This is a genomic window from Myroides pelagicus, assembly GCF_009711055.1.
GTDB classification, from domain to species: Bacteria; Bacteroidota; Bacteroidia; order Flavobacteriales; family Flavobacteriaceae; genus Flavobacterium; species Flavobacterium pelagicum.
In genome coordinates this window covers 42036-60872 of the sequence record NZ_WMJY01000014.1, presented here as the reverse complement: position 1 = coordinate 60872, position 18837 = coordinate 42036, and the positions used below count along the sequence as shown (strand labels likewise).

General features: G+C 33.9%; 14 protein-coding genes and 1 riboswitch. Of the genes, 9 read left to right on the top strand and 5 right to left on the bottom strand.

Features of this window, described 5'->3' with window-relative positions; all coding sequences use genetic code 11:
• Position 1: 1 nt before the first annotated feature.
• Positions 2 to 1060 (bottom strand): acyl-CoA reductase, encoded by a 1059-nt coding sequence (locus tag GJV77_RS07770; RefSeq protein WP_155035809.1) that lies wholly within the window; start codon positions 1058 to 1060, stop codon positions 2 to 4.
• A 74-nt stretch (positions 1061 to 1134) separates the two neighbouring features.
• Between GJV77_RS07770 and GJV77_RS07765 the strand changes: the two genes are divergently transcribed.
• Positions 1135 to 1485: a 4Fe-4S dicluster domain-containing protein gene (locus tag GJV77_RS07765; RefSeq protein ID WP_155035808.1), complete on the top strand. Its 351-nt coding sequence runs from the start codon at positions 1135 to 1137 to the stop codon at positions 1483 to 1485.
• 360 nt (positions 1486 to 1845) lie between these two features.
• Here GJV77_RS07765 and GJV77_RS07760 read toward each other — a convergent pair whose 3' ends face one another.
• Entirely contained in the window at positions 1846 to 3345 is a 1500-nt protein-coding gene (locus GJV77_RS07760; protein ID WP_155035807.1) for a hypothetical protein, read from the bottom strand.
• A gap of 149 nt (positions 3346 to 3494) precedes the next feature.
• On the opposite strand from GJV77_RS07760, the gene GJV77_RS07755 reads away from it, so the two are divergent.
• Genes GJV77_RS07755 through leuB form a run of 4 tightly spaced genes read left to right on the top strand, consistent with a single transcriptional unit; the run spans position 3495 to position 7781 of the window.
• Entirely contained in the window at positions 3495 to 4673 is a 1179-nt protein-coding gene (locus GJV77_RS07755; RefSeq protein ID WP_155035806.1) for a 2-isopropylmalate synthase, read from the top strand.
• Between the two features lie 12 nt (positions 4674 to 4685).
• Positions 4686 to 6089, top strand: coding sequence for a 3-isopropylmalate dehydratase large subunit (leuC, locus tag GJV77_RS07750; protein WP_155035805.1), 1404 nt, complete (start codon positions 4686 to 4688; stop codon positions 6087 to 6089).
• Positions 6073 to 6666 (top strand): 3-isopropylmalate dehydratase small subunit, encoded by a 594-nt coding sequence (leuD, locus tag GJV77_RS07745; RefSeq protein ID WP_155035804.1) that lies wholly within the window; start codon positions 6073 to 6075, stop codon positions 6664 to 6666. The genes leuC and leuD overlap by 17 nt, the downstream gene beginning before the upstream one ends.
• The gene (gene leuB / locus GJV77_RS07740; protein WP_155035803.1) at positions 6663 to 7781 is read left to right on the top strand and encodes a 3-isopropylmalate dehydrogenase; all 1119 of its coding nucleotides are present in this window, start codon (positions 6663 to 6665) and stop codon (positions 7779 to 7781) included. The genes leuD and leuB overlap by 4 nt, the downstream gene beginning before the upstream one ends.
• Positions 7782 to 8237: 456 nt before the next feature.
• A riboswitch (cobalamin riboswitch) is annotated at positions 8238 to 8432 on the bottom strand.
• A gap of 148 nt (positions 8433 to 8580) precedes the next feature.
• Here the strand turns inward: leuB and GJV77_RS07735 are convergent.
• Complete coding sequence (locus tag GJV77_RS07735) at positions 8581 to 10506, bottom strand: LTA synthase family protein (protein WP_240142835.1); 1926 nt, start codon at positions 10504 to 10506, stop codon at positions 8581 to 8583.
• A 392-nt stretch (positions 10507 to 10898) separates the two neighbouring features.
• Between GJV77_RS07735 and rpmH the strand changes: the two genes are divergently transcribed.
• The 4 genes from rpmH (at position 10899) to mgtE (ending at position 17183) form a co-directional block, all read left to right on the top strand.
• On the top strand, positions 10899 to 11060 hold the full coding sequence (rpmH, locus tag GJV77_RS07730) for a 50S ribosomal protein L34 (protein WP_006256972.1): 162 nt from the start codon (positions 10899 to 10901) through the stop codon (positions 11058 to 11060).
• A 165-nt stretch (positions 11061 to 11225) separates the two neighbouring features.
• Positions 11226 to 14078, top strand: a complete 2853-nt coding sequence (gene carB, locus GJV77_RS07725) for a carbamoyl-phosphate synthase large subunit (protein ID WP_155035802.1) — start codon at positions 11226 to 11228, stop codon at positions 14076 to 14078.
• 136 nt (positions 14079 to 14214) lie between these two features.
• Complete coding sequence (locus GJV77_RS07720; protein ID WP_155035801.1) at positions 14215 to 15543, top strand: DNA recombination protein RmuC; 1329 nt, start codon at positions 14215 to 14217, stop codon at positions 15541 to 15543.
• Between the two features lie 326 nt (positions 15544 to 15869).
• On the top strand, positions 15870 to 17183 hold the full coding sequence (mgtE, locus tag GJV77_RS07715; protein WP_155035800.1) for a magnesium transporter: 1314 nt from the start codon (positions 15870 to 15872) through the stop codon (positions 17181 to 17183).
• Between the two features lie 63 nt (positions 17184 to 17246).
• On the opposite strand, the gene GJV77_RS07710 is transcribed toward mgtE, so the two are convergent.
• Together GJV77_RS07710 and GJV77_RS07705 are read right to left on the bottom strand one after the other, a co-directional pair.
• Positions 17247 to 17474 carry a hypothetical protein gene (locus GJV77_RS07710; protein WP_155035799.1) on the bottom strand — a complete coding sequence of 76 codons (228 nt, stop codon included), beginning with the start codon at positions 17472 to 17474 and terminating at the stop codon, positions 17247 to 17249.
• 32 nt (positions 17475 to 17506) lie between these two features.
• Positions 17507 to 18748, bottom strand: coding sequence for an MFS transporter (locus GJV77_RS07705; RefSeq protein WP_155035798.1), 1242 nt, complete (start codon positions 18746 to 18748; stop codon positions 17507 to 17509).
• Positions 18749 to 18837 lie beyond the last annotated feature (89 nt).

Sequence of the window (18837 nt, the reverse complement as noted above, 5' to 3'; positions counted from 1 at the left end):
CTTATAAAGCTAGTAAAAAAGCAACTGTATCTACATGATCAGCATAGTCCCATAGCTGAGGGCGCTGCGTTTGTCCAAAAGCAATACTTCCCTCTACTAACTGATTGGATACAATACATTGAATTTTTTCCTCATCCGTTTTTAGACGTGTCTTTACTATTTCTATATCGTCATAATACTCAAAAAATACAGAGGAGATCGGAGACGAGTATCCTTGATCTTCTTTTATAGTTAAGAAGCCATTATCTAAAATCTTGAAATCACTCATTAAAAAGACTGCCTTGTTATAATCGTAGTTATTTGAATATTTCTCGTACTCAATCACATCTCGATATTCATACATTCCTTTATAGAAATTATCAAAATCAAATCCAATAGGAACAAAAAGTTTAGACACGTTTCTGCACCCTAAACCGTAATAAGTGAATACATCTTTTCCCAAAGCTATCATGTCCTCATGAGACTCCTTCCCATTCAAAATAGCTACTGAGTTTCTATTCTTGCGGATGATATTAGGCACTTGACTAAAATAGTAATCAAAATACCTAGCTGTATTATTACTACCTGTAGCAATAACGGCGTCAAATCCATCTAACTTACCTTCTGTAAAAACAATACGATCCGCTAGCATCGGTTCACAAGCAATTAAATATTTTGCTAAGAAAGGCAGTAATTTTTGATCATTAGATGACAATTTTACAACTGCAATATTACCACTAATGATAACCGAAATAAAATCGTGAAACCCTACTAGAGGAATATTACCCGCCAAGATTAACCCAACCCGTTTCTGTGGTTCGGCTGAAAAATCATATCTTGCTGTCCACAGATTCAAATTCTTTTCTGTCAATGCTTCCGCCCACGAACCAATAGAACTGATCACCTGTTCTTCTGTAAACCATCCATTGTAATGAACAGAACTGTAAATTAATTGTTCAAAAGCAGAAAAAAAATCGTCATTATGACAAACATCATTGTTTTTTATAAATTCATTTGTAGTAAATTGGCTTAAAAAACCACCTAATTTAACAAATGCATTTTTTTTAACATCTAAATCCATATTGATTTGTTTGTGAATAGTTTTGGGTGTAAATTTGCATACAAAGTTAATACATATAAAACAAAATATAAGCTATGGCAATCATTATAACAGACGAATGTATCAATTGTGGTGCATGTGAGCCAGAATGTCCAAATACAGCAATATACGAAGGGGCAGATGACTGGAGATATAAAGATGGAACAGCGCTATCTGGAAAGATCGTATTACCTGATGGATCAGAAGTTGATGCAGATGCGGCTCAAGAGCCTGTATCTGATGAATTCTACTATATCGTACCTTCTAAATGTACGGAATGTAAAGGATTTCATGATGAACCACAGTGTGCTGCCGTATGTCCAGTAGATTGCTGTGTACCTGATGACAATCATGTGGAAAGTGAAGAAACGCTCCTACAAAGACAAGCGTTCTTACACAAGCACTAAAAAAAATCAATATAAAAATTGAGCTACTCCACACGAGTAGCTTTTTTTTGTCCTCTTATGTACGGACATTAGTAGGGTATACGAGCACAATCCTTGAGGTTTTCTTGCCAAAAAACCCTTCCTTGCCCAGTAAACCTCAAGCATTCTGCAAGTATTCCGCAAGCTTGGCAACATAAACGCATATCTCCTTTCGAAAATGTTGTGCACAACTCATGAGTTTTAAAAGAAGAAAAGATTTTCGCAAATTAATAACACTCTAAAAAACACATAGTAGAACGAGATAACTCATTTGTTCACTAGATTAAAAAATACAAATTATTTTTTCACCTTTCAGCATTTTCCTCTTGCTTAAAAAAGCAATTAATTTAGACCAATCTTTCTCCTAGCCCAGTTCAATACATCAATATACAAAATACTTCTTCGATAAAACTTATTTTCAAATAAGTTTTCCGCTTCTATTACAAATGATACAAACATTTTCTTCTGTTCACTTGGATACACACGAACAAGACCATCAAATAACTTCATCAAAGCAATGTGAATAGGCGTTAAGTTTTTCATCTTCTGCATGAGTATTTTATTCGCTTTGACATAACTGTCGTATTGCATATCCTGACCAGAATCAAATTGCGCCATAAGGGATAAAATACGCGTATGAAACAATAAATCCTCCTGTACAACATAGGTTGTATTATGCAAAATCTTGTTAGAATATGCCAGAGATTCATCATATTTCTTATAGCCAAAATACAAAGCAGCCACCTTAAAGTACAGGACCAAAAAATGGTGTTCATCAATCATATTCTTATATTCATTCAACCCTCTTTGTAACTGCTTTACAAAAAGCAGACTGCCATCATACGTTTGTTTGATAAATTCAATATTCAACTTATTGCTAAATTGCAATAAAAATACCTGTGAACCAATATTCTCTGACTGCGGAAAGTTCCCACTATTAATCACCTCTTCTAATTGATTATTCCAATAAATATATCGTTCAACAGACTTAAACATCAAGATTAACTTAAACAAATAAGAGTTTCCCTTCAAATACCAAATTGGGTGACTCTGTATCATCTTCGGCTTATCATAAAACAACTGTACCCAAGACATCGAATAGCGATAAGCTCCTCGGTAATCTTGAATCAAAAAACAACGCCAAACATGTGCTTTATAATACCACAATTTCTCCCTGAAATTAAGCTTATCTAAATCAATCTCTAATAGCTTATCTCGAAACAGCGCAGTAATTCGCTCTTTTTCCTCATCACTCTTCGCGTAACCCGAAACCAACATTTCACTATAAAATTTCAATGACAAATTAGACAAACGAGTTGCATAGACATATTGTTTACTTAAATAATCAGATTGCTCGATTAACTCATCGGCACGCCCTGCTATACTACGCGTAATATATTGAGACTCTATTACTTTCTCTAGTTCAATAATCTCCAAAGCTAGTGTTTTTTCTTCCAATTCTAAAGCTAGTACTTTAGCTTTACCTAAGATCTTCAAACTTTGCTTATGGAGACCTTTTTGATACAATATAGTAGCAAAGTCAAGTTGTTCCCGTATCTGAATGCGAATATTCTTTTTGCTTGGATTCATGCGCAAGCTACTCAATATTGAACGATACAAATTTGCTTTTAGATTGGACAACTGTTGTTTAGTCGATATTCCCTGTTTTAGAATTAATTGTTCATCATAAGATTCCATCTTTTCAATTGCATTAAAAAGAAGAATAAACTTTGCCTCCGAATTATTTTGCAAGCGATTGACATATAAAGTAAACTGACGTTTTTCAGAGCGATTAAGAGACTTAATCAATACAAAAAGAACGTCTTTATTTGAATTTGACATTGTAATTATTTGGTTAATAATCCCTTTGTTTTCAAAGGATTGAACAAATAAAACACCTCTTTAGGCATTGTATTTTATTTTAACATTAAAATTAATAATAAAATACAAATCTACACTTTTGTTACAAGATATTTAAAACACAAGAGGATATGAAAACGGAAAAAATACAGATTTTTGACACAACTTTAAGAGATGGCGAACAAGTACCTGGATGTAAACTAGACAAACAACAGAAACTGACGATCGCGCAAAAACTCGATGAGTTAGGTGTTGATGTAATCGAAGCTGGCTTTCCTATTTCAAGTCCTGGAGATTTTGAAGCCGTACAAGCCATCACAAAAGTAGTAAATAAAGCTACAGTATGCGCCTTGACTCGTGCTAATAAAAAAGATATTGAATGCGCTGCACAAGCGCTTGAATTTGCCAACCAACCAAGAATACATACTGGCATAGGTACATCTGAGTCACATATAAAGTACAAATTCAACACAACTCAAGAGGATATACTAAACCGTGCTGCTGAGGCTGTGGCTTATGCCAAAAAGTATGTAGATGATGTAGAATTCTATGCAGAAGATGCGGGACGAACAGACAATGCTTTCTTAGCGAGAGTCTGCGAAACGGTCATACAAGCAGGAGCTACAGTGATCAACATACCAGATACTACAGGGTATTGTTTACCAAGTGATTATGGTTCTAAAATTCAATACCTAAAACAACATGTAAAAGGAATAGACAACATCGTATTGTCTTGCCATTGCCACAATGATTTAGGCATGGCTACAGCTAATGCGATAAGTGGAGTCGTCCATGGAGCTAGACAAATAGAATGTACCATTAACGGTATTGGAGAGCGAGCAGGAAACACTGCCTTAGAAGAAGTTGTCATGATTTTAAAACAACACCAAGAATTAGGCTTTCACACAGATATCAATACGATCTTATTAAATGAAGTCAGTCAATTGACTTCCAGCACAATGGGTATGTTCGTTCAACCAAATAAAGCTATTGTAGGGGCAAATGCATTTGCTCATAGTTCTGGAATACACCAAGACGGAGTTATAAAACGCAGAGACACTTACGAAATAATAGATCCAAGAGAAGTGGGAATTACAGAATCAGCCATTGTTTTGACGGCAAGAAGTGGACGCGCTGCATTAGCCTACCGCTTTAAAAACATAGGATTTGATGTGACTAAAAATGAACTAGACCTTTTGTATCAATACTTTTTACAAGTAGCTGATGTGAAAAAAGAAGTAAGCGAAAATGACTTACATGCCATTATGCATACATTTTCACAAAACAAAAGAATTAGTCAAACAGTCTAAACAGAAAAAATAATGATTCAACAACCAAAAACACTATTTGATAAAATTTGGGACGCACACATAGTAGAACAAATTGATAACGGTCCACAAATACTATATATCGATAAACACTTAATTCACGAAGTAACTAGTCCACAAGCATTTGATGAACTAAAAAAACGAGAAATACCAATTTACCGATCTGAGCAAACTATTGCGACAGTCGATCACAATGTACCTACATTGAATCAGGATCAACCGATTAAGGATATCTTATCTAGACAACAAGTAGAACAATTAGCTATTAACTGTCAAGAGAACAATATAACCTTATACGGATTAGGTCATAAAAATCAAGGAATTGTGCATATTATCGCTCCTGAATTAGGAATAACCCAACCAGGAATGAGTATTGTCTGTGGGGATAGTCACACCTCTACACATGGTGCATTTGGATCAATTGCATTTGGAATAGGAACAAGTCAAGTTGCTCAAGTTTTCGCTAGTCAATGTATACTAATAAACAAACCAAAGTCAATGCGCATAAATGTACATGGCTCATTAGCACCACATGTACAGCCAAAGGACGTCATTCTATATATCATAGCACAAATAGGGACTGATGCTGGTACAGGCTATTTCTGTGAGTATGCGGGAAATGTATTTGAAGAAATGAGTATGGAAGGTAGAATGACTGTATGTAACATGAGCATCGAAATGGGAGCTCGTGGAGGAATGATAGCACCCGATCAAACAACATTTGCCTACCTAGAAGGAAGGTCATTTGCCCCTAAAGGTATCGCTTGGGAAAAAAGCGTTGCGTACTGGAAAACTTTACCTACTGATGCGGAGGCGCAATTTGACAGAGAGTATCACTTTAAAGCAGAAGACATACAACCGATGATTACCTATGGTACAAATCCAAGTATGGGAATTTCTGTTGAAGCAGTAATTCCGACGAGTAAAAACAATTCGGAGAAAAAAGCTTTAGAATATATGGGGCTTACAGAAGGACAAACAGTAGAAAGTATTCCAATACAACACGTTTTTATAGGTAGTTGTACGAATGCACGCATAGAAGACTTTAGAATTGCAGCCAATTACATAAAAGGGAAAACAAAAGCAAAGGAGATTAACGCACTTATCGTTCCTGGATCCCAGCAAGTCATTCAACAGATAAAAGCAGAAGGTTTGGACCAAATATTTGAGAATGCAGGTTTTGTAATTAGACAACCAGGTTGTTCTGCTTGTCTAGCAATGAACGATGACAAAATACCAGCACAAGAATATTGTGTATCAACTTCAAACCGAAATTTCGAAGGAAGACAAGGTCAAGGAGCACGTACCTTATTAGCTAGCCCATTAACAGCTGCTATAGTAGCGATAGAAGGGAAAATCACTTATGCAAAAATGAGAGAGTATGCAAGCATTAATTAAATTAGAGTCAACAGCTATACCATTAGCTACAGAAAATATAGATACCGATCAAATAATTCCTGCTCGCTTTTTAAAGAGCATCAATAAAGAAGGATTTGGAGAGAATTTATTTAGAGATTGGCGCTATGACGAAACAAACAAACCGAAAAAGAACTTCATTCTAAATGATTCAACATATAAAGGAGAAATTCTAATTGCCGGAAACAACTTTGGTTGTGGTAGTAGTAGAGAACACGCTGCATGGGCATTAACAGATTATGGTTTTAAAGTTGTAGTAAGTAGTTATTTTGCAGATATTTTTAAAGGTAATGCACTCAATAATGGGTTGTTACCAATTACTGTTAGTCCAGAATATCTGCGCTACTTACTCCAAGAAATTGAACAAAATTCAGAGACCACCATCATAGTAGATGTCGCAAACCAAACAATAGAGGTCAATAAGCATGTAGAAAGTTTTGATCTAGACCCCTATAAGAAGATTTGTTTACTCAATGGCTATGATGATATTGACTATTTACTCAGTCAAAAAAGTAAAATAGAGGCTTACGAGCAAACCCACCAAAGAAAAATGTTATGACAAAGAATTATCAAATTGCAGTACTTTCAGGAGATGGAATTGGTCCTGAAGTAATCAACGAAACAATAAAAGTATTAGATGCAGTCGCACAGACTTATGTATTTGAACTACAATATCAACAAGCATTAATTGGAGCAATCGCTATCGACCAAACCAATGAACCATTGCCTCTACAAACTATAGAAGCATGTAAGCAGGCTGATGCAGTCTTATTTGGAGCCATTGGTGATCCAAAGTATGACAATGATCCTAATGCTGCAGTAAGACCTGAACAAGGGCTATTGGCTTTACGCAAAGAACTTGGTCTATTTGCTAACGTTAGACCTGTCAAAGCATATAAAAAGCTATTGGATAAAAGTCCATTGCGAACAGAGATTATTCAACACACTGATTTAATAATATTTCGTGAACTAATTAGTGGGATATATTTTGGAGACAAGAAGATATCCTCAGATGGAAGAGTTGCTACTGACACCTGCACTTATACTCAAGAAGAAATAGAAAACATTGCTCATTTGGCTTTTCAATCAGCCGTAAAAAGGAACAACAAATTAACATTGATTGACAAAGCAAATGTTTTAGAAACTTCAAGATTATGGAGAAGAGTAGTTCAGTCATTAGCAACTCAATACCCAACTGTAGAAGTAGACTATATGTTTGTCGACAATGCAGCTATGCAATTAATCTTAAACCCTAAGCAGTTTGATGTTATTTTGACGGAGAATATGTTTGGTGATATTATTTCAGATGAAGCTAGTGTTATAGGAGGGTCAATTGGACTATTACCTTCCGCTTCAATCGGAGACAAAACTGCATTGTTTGAACCTATTCACGGATCTTATCCACAGGCTAAAAATAAAGGGATAGCCAATCCTATTGCATCAATCTTAAGTGGGGCCATGATGCTTGACCACTTAGGAGAACACGATGCAGCAGATGCAATTAGAGATGCTGTATTACACGCAATCAACCAAGGGATACTTACGCCAGACTTGGCAACTGACACTACTTATACAACCAATGCAGTAGGTGATCATATCGCCAACCACGTTCGCTATCGAACAGGTCACAGATACCAGGATAATATGACTCATAGTAAGTCAACTATCATATAATCATATTTATTGTTGATTATTTTAACCTTCTAGTTTTTTGAGAAAAGCCTATCAGCCACGATAGGCTTTTTCATTTAATCTGGTTAACAACAAACAAAAATAGCTCTAATTAAAGAGCTATTTTCTACCAAAAACTAAAAAATGTAAGATGCTTACAAAATTTATAATCGTCAATATTTTAATTCAATACAACAGTATTTTAGTTTCATTTCGTACATAAATATATAGCAATAACACAAAGAGCATTAGATACAGATCATATATAAACAACAACCAAAAACACAGCCATTGATATATACCCATATACAAATAAGTTCTTTACTAGACGATAAATAAACGGATAAAACTAAGAATAGTAGAAAGTATATGTTACACAAAGTACATACACACTAGTAAGTGTGACATACAAAATATAAATAACCATCAACTATGACATGAGCTCTAAACCGCGAAAGCATGGTCTACTAAAGATAGGCAGGTCTCCTGACTCGTAATATTCTTTATCTTCCTTCCCATCTACTACTAGATTAGACAGTGGATTTGCAATGGATAAAGAACTTGCTATTACTTACAGTTGCGCGACAGTTCGTGATTTTCACACGATTCCCTTTTCATATACAACTAAGTATAACCTCTCTTTGTTGATAATATATTATTCTCTCAACAAGAATAATTCGAGGGCTAAGATAAATAAAGTTTGTGAATATCCCGTCTATTATTTTTATATTATTTAGAAACATTTTACAATACTAAGAGTAGATAAGTAAAACATATGCTCTCAATGCACTAGCTATATTAATTAAAGAGTCTGTGGAACACTTGAAATCTGTTCTTTTCTTTCCTGATAAGCATTAATATCTTTATAGACCTGAAGCACCCGAATTGTCGTATAAGATCTTAATTTCTCTAACATATACTTAGCATGTGGACTATTTATATTATCAACTTTCAATTTTCGTTTAGAGAATGCCTGGGTCCAAGTATAATAATAGGGCTGATTATTATGATAAGCTATAGCACCAATCGAATCAGCGATAAAACCATAGTCATTAACAGCAAAGTGATATTGAGAAGCATCACTAAACAAATCATCTCCAGTATAAGTATAAGAAGCATCAGAGAGGCTTAAATTAAATAAAGTAGGAAAGATATCTTTATGAGAAGATAATCGCTCTACATCAACGTACTTAGGCTTATACTTCTCTGGAATATAAAATAAAATAGGTACACTCCTTTTTAGAAAACCTTCTTCATCTGTATATTCAAAAACTTGACGAATATTATGATCACCTGAAGCAGCAATAATAGTATTCTCACCATAAGGAGATTCTCTGACCATTTTAATCAATTTCGCCAACATAGAAGCACCGTATTGATGAGAATAAAAGTTCGCATAAGCAATTTCTTCATCTACTCTAATTTGTACTTTAAGACTATCAGGCATCATAATTGGATAAGACTCATAACTACTAGGGACCTCAAATGGTGTATGATTACTAATAGTCAGTCCAAAAATAAACTTTGGCTTACCACTATTCTCATTGAGCTTTGTCATGATATAATCCATCAAATACCCATCGTGCACCCCCCAAGCGAACTCTTCAGCATCTGGATAGATATTTAAAAGATGATTTCTTCCTTCAATATAATCAAATCCTTGTTGCTGGAGCATTTTATCAATATTTCTCCATGAAATATTGGCTCCAGTTAAAAAATACGCATCATAACCCTTTTTTTTAAATGGTAAAGTGATAGCAGAACTAAACGGAGTATCAAAATACATAGATTGAGAGATAATAGTTTTAGGCGTACCTACCAAAAAATTTTCTAAAGTTTGAATTGTACCATTAAAAGAAGACAAACTATTCTTAAAGTAATATAGATTAGGTAATTCATCTACTAAATCACCCAATAAGTTTAACTCTTTTGAATTCATGTCAAAATAATGAGTACTCATACTCTCCATTTGCACAAAAATAACATTAGGGGGGTTTTGTTGTAGGTATGTATTAAAACGAGTATTCGAATGGAGAGAGTTATCAAACAACTTGCCTTCCCCTTCTCTATATGCATTACATGCCTGATTCCAATTCTCATAGCCCATAATTTCCAGTTCCCGAGGAATATCAGGAATGATTTGATTATCTCTACGTTCAGAATTAGCAAACTTTAAGCTATATAAAGCATTATAACACAGTGAATTTACAAATTCATTATCCGTTATGTTTGTATGCTCTCTTCGCAATGTAAATGTACCAGTACTCCCGCGCATACCAACAAAGAACAAAGGAAAAAATAAGATTAAGATAAGTACTAAAGTTTTACTTCTTAATTGAATCGGTTTAGTACTTGAATTACTTACTAAATGCGCAGTGTACAATAGACCTGCAATAACTATTAAATACGTTAATACAATTTTCCCAATAGGATAATCCTCCCATACAGAATTAAGTACTGCAACAGTATCGTCATCAAAAACACCAAAGAAAAGTATGTTGATATGTGACTGAAAAAACAAATAAAAGAAATAATCTATTATGATAAAAGACAAAAAAGATATTAGAAGGAGTAACAAATAATATTTGATAAACTTAGCAAAAAAAGAACTAAAACTATCATTAAAGCGCCTTGGGATAAATAAAGCTATCAGACAAAACAATACTACAGGAAGAAAACCATAGCAGATAACAGATATATCAAAACGAGCTCCGACAAGAAAAGACATGAGCACCCCAAATTTATAGGAAAAAAGCTCTTCCATGTTACCATATGTAATAAGAAAGGATACTCTACCTACGAAAAAAACAAGAAGAAAATACAAAAAATACTTACCACTGTTTACTAACAAACGACCAAACAATCTTAAATTCACTAAAAAACAAATAACAATTAAATTAAATACGCAAAGTTAATAATTATACAACAATAAATTAACATTAATTAAAACAAAAAAACACTAAAAGAATAGATCGTTATCAAATAACAAAAAGTAAAATATTTTTAAAAAAGGTTTTGTAAGAGAAAAAAGACTTTATATATTTGCACTCGGTTTTGAAGATACGTATCTATCAAAGCTGAGGAAGAGATAGTAAAATTTAAGATTTAAAGATAAAAGCAATGAGCAAGAGAACGTTTCAACCATCAAATAGAAAAAGAAGAAACAAACATGGTTTCATGGATAGAATGTCTACTCCAAACGGTAGAAAAGTATTAGCTGCTAGAAGAGCTAAAGGAAGACATAAATTGACTGTTTCTTGTGAAACAAGACATAAAAAATAATGTTTTAAGAAAGCATTAATGAAGGTGTTACTATTATTCGTAACGCCTTTTTTTATACTCAGTCTTAACGCACACATACAATTACACAACAACACTAAACTTACTTTATCTTTTTTAATTCAATTATTTTGTTTATTTTTTTAAAGTAATAAAACAACACAGAAAATGCCTAAGGACAACTCAATCAAAACAGTACTTATCATTGGTTCAGGACCAATCATTATTGGACAAGCTTGTGAATTCGATTACTCAGGTTCACAATCTGCTAGATCTTTAAGAGAAGAGGGAATTAATGTAATATTAATTAACTCAAACCCTGCAACAATTATGACTGACCCTTCAATGGCAGATCATATTTACTTAAAGCCACTAACAACTAGATCAATCATCGAGATTCTTGTTGCTCATCCAGAAATTGATGCTGTATTACCAACTATGGGAGGACAGACAGCATTAAATTTATGTCTTGAATGTGACGATAAAGGAATCTGGGCAGACTTTGGTGTACGATTGATTGGAGTTGATATTAACGCGATAAATATTACAGAAGACCGCGAACAATTCAAACAACTTTTAGAAAAAATAGATGTACCTGCAGCACCTGCTAGTACAGCTACATCTTTCCTAGAAGGAAAAGAGATTGCTCAAAAATTTGGATTTCCATTAGTTATTCGTCCTTCTTTTACATTAGGAGGAACAGGAGCCGCTTTCGTTCATAACGAAGAAGATTTTGATGACTTATTAACATATGGTCTAGAAGCTTCACCAATCCACGAAGTTTTAATAGACAAAGCTTTATTAGGATGGAAAGAATACGAATTAGAATTATTACGTGATAAAAATGACAACGTAGTAATTATCTGTACTATCGAAAACATGGATCCTATGGGTATCCACACTGGAGATAGTATCACTGTAGCACCAGCTATGACATTGTCAGATAGAACGTTCCAAAAAATGCGTGACCTATCAATCAAGATGATGCGTAGCATCGGTAATTTTGCTGGAGGATGTAATGTACAATTTGCTGTATCACCAGATGAAAAAGAAGATATCGTTGCTATTGAAATCAATCCTCGTGTATCTCGTTCTTCTGCCTTAGCATCTAAAGCTACAGGTTACCCTATTGCTAAAATTGCTACTAAATTAGCATTAGGATATACACTTGACGAATTACAAAACCAAATTACTAAATCTACTTCAGCTTTATTTGAGCCAACATTAGATTATGTAATTGTAAAAATACCTCGTTGGAACTTCGACAAATTTGAAGGTGCAGACAGAACATTAGGTCTTCAAATGAAATCAGTTGGAGAAGTAATGGGAATCGGACGTTCATTCCAAGAAGCTTTACACAAAGCAACGCAATCATTAGAAATTAAACGAAATGGTTTAGGTGCTGATGGTAAAGGAAACACGAACTATGATAAGATTATTGAGAAACTTACTCACGCTAGTTGGGATAGAGTTTTCGTTATCTATGATGCAATTCAACACGGAATTCCATTAAGCAGAATACATGAAATCACTAAAATAGATATGTGGTTCTTAAAACAATACGAAGAGCTTTATATCTTAGAAAAAGAGATTTCTAAATACACACTCGAAACTTTACCTAAAGATTTATTACTGGAGGCAAAACAAAAAGGATTTGCAGACAGACAAATCGCACATATGCTTAATACTTTAGAGAGTAAAGTACACACACTTAGAGATGAAATGAATATCAATCGTGTATTCAAATTAGTTGATACTTGTGCTGCTGAATTCCCTGCAAAAACACCATACTACTATTCTACTTTTGAGGCAGAAATCGAAAGACCTGATGGTACACGTTATGTTTCAAATGAAAGTATCGTTAGTGACAAGAAGAAAGTAATTGTATTAGGTTCTGGTCCTAACCGTATTGGTCAAGGTATTGAATTTGACTATTCATGTGTTCACGGAGTATTAGCTGCTGAGGAATGTGGGTACGAAACAATTATGATTAACTGTAACCCAGAGACCGTTTCTACTGACTTTGATACAGCTAATAAATTATACTTCGAACCAGTATTCTGGGAGCATATTTACGATATTATTCGACACGAAAAACCTGAAGGCGTTATCGTACAATTAGGAGGACAAACAGCTTTAAAACTAGCTGAAAAATTAGAGAAAAATGGAATTAAAATTCTAGGTACTAGTTTCGACGCATTAGACTTAGCTGAAGACAGAGGTCGTTTCTCGAAACTTCTTGAGGAACTAAATATCCCGTTTCCACAATTTGGAGTTGCTAAAACTGCAGAACAAGCATTACAACTAGCTGAAAAACTAGATTTCCCTCTATTAGTTAGACCTTCTTATGTATTAGGTGGACAAGGAATGAAAATTGTTATCAATAAAAAGGAGTTAGAAGAACACGTAATTGAATTATTAAACTCTATTCCTGGCAACTCATTACTACTTGACCACTATTTAGCTGGAGCTATTGAAGCAGAAGCTGATGCTATTTGTGATGGAGAAAATGTACACATTATTGGTATCATGGAACATATTGAGCCATGTGGAGTACACTCAGGAGATAGCCACGCTATGCTTCCTCCATTTAACTTAGGAGAATATGTCCTTAACCAAATTAAAGATCACACAAGAAAAATTGCTGTAGCTTTAAAAACAGTTGGACTAATCAATATTCAATTTGCAATCAAAGATGATATCGTTTACATCATTGAAGCAAACCCAAGAGCATCAAGAACAGTTCCTTTCATTGCTAAAGCATATGGAGAACCTTATGTAAACTACGCAACGAAAGTAATGTTAGGACATAACAAAGTAACTGACTTTGAGTTTAATCCTCATTTAAAGGGATACGCTATTAAGACTCCTGTATTCTCTTTCAGTAAGTTTAAAAATGTAAATAAAGCATTAGGCCCTGAAATGAAATCAACTGGAGAGAGTATTCTATTTATTGAAAACCTAAGAGATGATCAATTCTATGACATCTATTCTCGTAGAAAAATGTACTTAAGCAAATAAGCTTATACACAATACTTATCAAAAAGGGATATGCTTTTGCATATCCTTTTTTTGCTATAATCCTTAGCAATTCATTATTTTCAATCTCTCCTATTATTGCTTACTTTTGAGCGTCATGAAATAATACCTTTATACTATGTCCCAAGAGATACTGATAGCCCTACTAATTCTATTAATTATCATCTCCTTCTTTATAGGAAAAAGCACAAGTAAACAAAATAATACATCAAGCGAAGAAAATATACGCTTAAACAGTGAGAACAACTATCAAGTCAAAATAATTGAACAACTCAAAGCAGAAAAAAAACAAATTGAAGAACAAGCTGAATTACTTCGATTAGACAATCAAGAACTAATTGCTCGCATTTCAATTAGAGATACAGAATACACCCATCTTAAAGATCGGTTAGAGCAACAGCAAAAGGAAACATTAGCTCTACAAGACAAATTCACTATTGAATTCGAAAACTTAGCGAATAAAATACTCGAAGAAAAAAGTGATAAATTCACTAAGCAAAACAAAGTCAGTTTAGAAACTTTACTTTCTCCTCTAAATGAAAAAATACAACTCTTCGAGCAAAGAGTTGAACAAACACATAAAGAAAGTATAGATTATCACGCCGCATTACGTCAGCAAATCTTTGGTTTACAACAGATGAACCTAAAAATGAGCGAAGAGACCCTTAACCTAACAAAAGCATTAAAAGGAGACAATAAACTTCAAGGAAATTGGGGGGAAATGATACTAGAAAGTGTTTTAGAGAAGTCAGGATTGGAGAAAGGAAGAGAATACCATACACAACAAAACTATACAACTGAACAAGGTAGTAGGCTTCAACCAGATGTGGTTATCAATCTACCAGACAATAGACATATGGTGATCGACTCAAAGGTATCTTTAGTTGCCTATGAACAATATGTAAATGCTGTAGATCCTAATACACAAAAACAGCATTTAAACGATCACCTAATCTCGTTAAACAGACATATCACGAATTTATCAGACAAGAACTATCACGAACTTTACAAAGGCACTAGCCCTGATTTTGTATTGCTTTTTATTCCAATAGAAACAGCTTTCTCAATTGCAATAAATACAGACAATACTTTATATACTAAAGCATTTGAAAAGAATATTGTCATTGTAACCCCTTCAACTTTACTTGCTACCTTACGTACGATTGAATCGATGTGGAGTCAGCGCAAACAACAAGAAAATGCTTATGAGATTGCCAAACAGGCTGGATTATTGTACGATAAGTTTGTTGGCCTTATTAACGACCTTACTCGTATTGGCAAAAAATTAGAAGATACTAAGCAAGAGTACGAAAGTGCTTTTAATAAACTAAGTGAAGGAAAAGGTAATTTACTATCCTCTGTTCAAAAGTTAAAAGATATGGGTGCTAAAGCTAAAAAGAGTCTTGATACTCCTCTATTAGACAAAGCACAAGCTGCTAATGAGTAATAATTACGTATAAGCTTCCTAACTTCTTGTTATAACATACTCAATCAATCAATCAATCAAACAATCTATATTTTTACAAAAATAGAGTCACTAAATAAGTTGGCTCTATTTTTGTAAGGTACATAGCACATACATCAAATAAACTACTTTAGTCATAATATCAAATAAAAAAAGTACTCATTTACCATATTTTATCAGATAATCAAAAAATGCATAAGCATATTTATCCATTATTCAGATAGAATTCTTTTGGTATACATCGTAAAAATGTACTTTTGTATCACATCGAAAAAAGTAACAATTGTAAAATTTAAAAACTTCAATCCATGACATTTAAAGATCTGCACCCAGCCGATATCGCTGAAGCTATTTCTGAGATGAAAAGAAACGAGCGAAACTTAGAATTCTTAAAGCTTTCGCCTGACCTGAAGGTTGAAGTATTTTCTTTTTTAGATATTAATATTCAAGAGGAGATTGTACGTAGTATGACTCAAGAAGATTATGCAGAAGTACTAAATAACCTTGAACCTGATGACCGTACAGAGTTGCTAGAAAACTTCCCAGATGAATTGATTAAATACTCTATCAACTTACTTAACGCAGAAGAAAAACAAATTGCCTTAAAGCTGATTGGATATAACGAAGACAGCATCGCTAGATTAATGACTCCGCTGTATATCCAAACCAAAGCAAATAAAACGGTTAAAGACGTATTTCAACACATTAAAAAATACGGAAAAAAAGCAGAAACGCTTAACTATATTTATGTTGTAGATGACCATAACCGTTTAATCGACGATTTAAAAGTTGGTGAGCTTCTATTAGCTAATGAAGACACTCTTATATCAGAGTTAGTGGATAATAACTTTATTGCTATTACAACAACAACACATACGGAAGAAGCTTTTGATATTTTTGAAAAATATGACCGCTCTGCTTTACCGATTATCACTGAAAAAGGTGTACTTGTTGGAATAGTGACTTTCGATGATATCCTAGATGCTATCAAAGACCGTGATACAGAAGATATTCAAAAATTCGGAGGGATGGAAGAGTTAGATTTATCTTATACACAGACTCCATTATTTGAATTAGTCCGTAAAAGAGCCGGATGGTTGATTATACTATTCTTAGGAGAGATGCTAACTGCTTCTGCTATGGGGCACTTTGAAGATGAAATTGAAAAAGCTGTAGTACTAGCTTTATTCGTTCCATTAATTATTTCTAGTGGTGGTAACTCTGGATCACAAGCCGCTTCACTAATTATCCGTGCTATGGCACTGGGTGAGGTAAAGCTGAATGATTGGTGGTATGTTCTTCGCAAAGAACTAGCTTCTGGAGTTATGCTTGGTGGTATCTTAGGTATTATAGGCTTTATCCGAATATTAATTTGGCAGAAATCCGGAATATATGATTACGGTGAGCATTGGATTGCTGTAGGTTTAAGTGTTTCCGTATCCTTGCTTTTCATTGTGCTTTGGGGAACATTATCAGGATCTCTTATTCCATTTATACTTCGAAAGTTTGGAATGGACCCTGCTACTGCATCAGCACCGTTTGTCGCTACATTAGTTGACGTTTCTGGACTGATTATCTATTTTTCAATAGCAGCCATGTTCCTAACAGGTAAAATACTCTAAAAATTAATTATACATAAAAAGAAATACGCCTTGATGAGTGATCAAGGCGTATTTCTTTTTATCTTATTCTGGCACCTTGCGAAAAGGTCTTAGAACATCCCCAGATTCATTCATTAAATACACCGGAGCCTTAGACTGATAAAACAATTGATTATTCATTGTCTCTTCAAGTACTAATATATTCTTTTCATATTCAACCTTAAAAGGTGTTTCTATATCTTTAGGTTCTTGAATAACTATATGAGAACTTCCACATACAGCCATAAATATTACATAAACTATTGGATCCATAACTAAAGTTTTGATTTACTTAAAGATATAAATTATTCTTCAATAAACTTTACTTTTCTCATATTAGGCAGAAAGGCAGCTATTATTCCAATCAATGGCAAATAAGCACAAACATTATAAATAAACTCTATTGATGTACGATCAGCTAACCATCCTAAAATAGCAGATCCTAATCCCCCCATTCCAAATGCAAATCCAAAAAACAACCCAGATACCATTCCTATCTTTCGTGGTAATAACTCTTGTGCATATACTAAAATCGACGGAAAAGCAGAAGATAAAATTAAACCAATTACAACAATCAAAATACTTATCCATTCTAAAGGAGCATAAGGCAATAATATTGTAAAAGGAGCTACTCCTAACACCGAAAACCAAATTATATACTTACGTCCTACTTTATCTCCAAAAAAACCACCAATTAAAGTTCCTGCGGCTATAGCTACCAAGAAATAAAACAAATAAACTTGGGCTTGTACCTCACTCAAACCAAATCTATCAATCATATAAAACTGAAAATAACTAGAGATGCTTGCTACATAAAAATACTTAGAGAAAATAAGTAATAGCAATAAAACAATCGAAAAATTTACTCTTGCCTTAGATAACTGAGGTACACGAACTACTTTTTTTAACTTATTCGCTTGGTGGGCTAATACTCCTTTATACCACGTACCAATAAAGAGATAAAACAATTGAGCCAATACCCCTATTAACAAAAACCATAACATATATTGTTGTCCATTCGGCAATACAATCCATGCCACAAGCAATGGAGCTAATGCTGTCCCTGTATTTCCTCCAATCTGAAAAATTGATTGCGCAAGACTGCGCTTACCTCCTGAAGCAACATAGGATACACGTGAAGACTCTGGATGAAAGATAGATGACCCAATCCCTATTAATGTAACCGAGAGTAATACAACAAAATAAGATGGTGCAAAACTTAAGGTCACCACCCCCAACATACTACAAATCATACCAAAAATCTGAGAGTATGGCTGAGGATGCTTGTCCGTATAGGTGCCTACTAAAGGCTGCAGCAACGATGAAGATAATTGATAACAAAACGTAATCATCCCTATCTGAGCAAAAGTCAAGTCGTAATTTTCCTTCAACATTGGGTAAGCAGCGGGTACAATAGCTTGTATCAAATCATTACAAAGATGACCAAAACTAATCGCTAACAAAATTGGATAAACAGTCTTTTTAGCTTCTGTTTGTTCATTAATTGTATTAATGATGCTATTTGATGATTGGAACAACTTAGACATAAATACTCATTTTAATTGCTTACTAAGGTAAACTATCCTTCTACAAAGGAACATAATTTTACTATCCAAAATGTTATAATAGATTATTT